This window comes from Streptomyces sp. NPDC057697, from assembly GCF_042799335.1.
Taxonomy (GTDB): domain Bacteria; phylum Actinomycetota; class Actinomycetes; order Streptomycetales; family Streptomycetaceae; genus Streptomyces.
On record NZ_JBHVJA010000038.1, the window covers coordinates 1 to 1,952 of the forward strand.

The following is a 1,952-nucleotide window of genomic DNA, read 5'->3' on the forward strand; positions in this document are numbered from 1 at the left end:
GGTTTGTCATTCTGACAAATAACCCTTCGGGAAATAAAAAAAACGGCTCCATAAAGAGGAACCGTTTTGCTTCAAAAATCACGTTTTGTGTTATACTGGAGAAACGAAATTGTGTTTTCAAAATTGTCATTTTCGACATGATAACTTTTCTCGTAGTGTGGTTTTGCCGAACCCACTACTTTTTTTATGTCTCCGAACTTCATTTCTTCCCGTTCCGGCTTAACAATCCCTTTTGATTTTCGATACATATTCATTCCGGAAGGATACATGTGCAGCCGTCCGCCTTTTAAAAATTTCTTTTCCCGACCTTCTACGATCTTTGTTTGCACCTCACAGCCCTCTGAAGCCACTTTTAAGGCTGTTTCCCTGTCTTGGACATCTTCTAGGTCTATATCAGTCAAATAAGCGCTCAAATAGGCTCCTATGTTGTCTATATCCTTTAATGACTTGATTGTTACAAATCCTAAACCCCATAGACTCCTTAATTCAGCATTTTTAATATAAATCTTATCCAAATCATTAAAGCGCATTAAAACATGACAATGCCAGGCTCCACGTCCTTGTGGCTCTACCACCGATAAATAATCTATCGAACTTTCTTTCTTGTATTTATAACGCAACCTGTCGATAAAATTTTGAAAATCACTATAAAGTTTTTTCGTGTCCGTCATATTTTTCTTGTATGTCAAAGTTATATGTAATTCATTTGGCCGTCCTATAAAATTGTTATTTATCAAATAACGCAGCTTCTTAAAGGTTTGTCTCAAAGAATTATAATTTTCCTGCCGATTTTCCGAATGCTCGAACTCCCGGATCTCCCCAGTAGAGAGGTCTACAAACCTATCCTTGTCCAATTTTTTGATATTATTTTTCCGGTTCATCTTCTCCATATGCTGAACTTCAATGACGTGATTCATAGTGGTCACTTTTACAACATCATTTGGAGCTATGAAAACCGCGTCACCATTGCGTTTATCCATCCATTTCCCCTCAATTTTTCCTGTAATGTTTAATTAAAATCAAGTTAATAATAAAGAACCCCAAATCCGAAGTCAGTTTTTCAACAAAAATTAGCGTCCTTTTCCCAAATAGTCCCTATACAATTCCTTAATAGCAAACTCAATTACAGCATCTTTTGAAACTCTTCCAAATTCATTGTGTTTTGTAAAATGTTCGGCTAATAACTCTAGCTTTTTAAATGTTTCAACAGTAATTCGAGGTCCAATTTGTTTTTTCTCTTCCATCCAAACACACTCCTAACAAGTTGTTAACATAATTCTAACATTGGAAATAATAGAATTCAAGAACAGAAAAAAGAAGCACACTCGGAATGATATTTCGTTTCCTTTTGATTCCGAGCCTCCACCCCTTACAATCCCCAAAGGCAACCGACAAGGGAAAATTCGTCCCTTATCGGCACCTCCGGAAATTGTACAGCAAGGGGTCACTCCCAATAAAAAGACTACGACATATAAAACAGGTTTAGCTTCAGAGAAAAAGAGCATAAGGAAACTCGGTGCCACCCTAAAAAAAAGGGTGTCAAACAGGCTGTGCCTGTTGAGTTTCTATGCTCTTAGAACAGGTGCCGTTTTTGAAGCCAAAGATATAGCATAGATACCCCATAGATATAGCAGGGATATACCAAAATATCTCTAGAGATACGGGTATCTATGCTATATCTCTCTACAAGATTCCTCCACACGCTTGACGGAAATGCTTCAGCATTTTAGCACTCACTCGACAGAGTGTATAAGTGCGCCATTCGGAATTTCAAAGCTTCAAATTTCACAGAGAGTGCCCATTTATACACACCCCCTAAATCGTGGTGTGACAATGGGTTCTCGCCGGCTCGAAATCGGTTTGTCATTCTGACAAATAACCCTTCGGGAAATAAAAAAAACGGCTCCATAAAGAGGAACCGTTTTGCTTCAAAAATCACGTTTTGTGTTATA

General features: G+C 37.8%; 2 protein-coding genes. Both read right to left on the bottom strand.

All coding sequences use genetic code 11. From position 1 onward, the window contains the following. Positions 1-71 precede the first annotated feature (71 nt). Positions 72-980, bottom strand: coding sequence for a hypothetical protein (locus ACFVFH_RS35725; RefSeq protein ID WP_375839305.1), 909 nt, complete (start codon positions 978-980; stop codon positions 72-74). Positions 981-1,070: 90 nt separating this feature from the next. Continuing rightward, a complete protein-coding gene (locus ACFVFH_RS35730; protein ID WP_375839303.1) occupies positions 1,071-1,244 on the bottom strand; it encodes a hypothetical protein in 174 nt (57 codons plus the stop codon). Between the last annotated feature and the right edge of the window lie 708 nt (positions 1,245-1,952).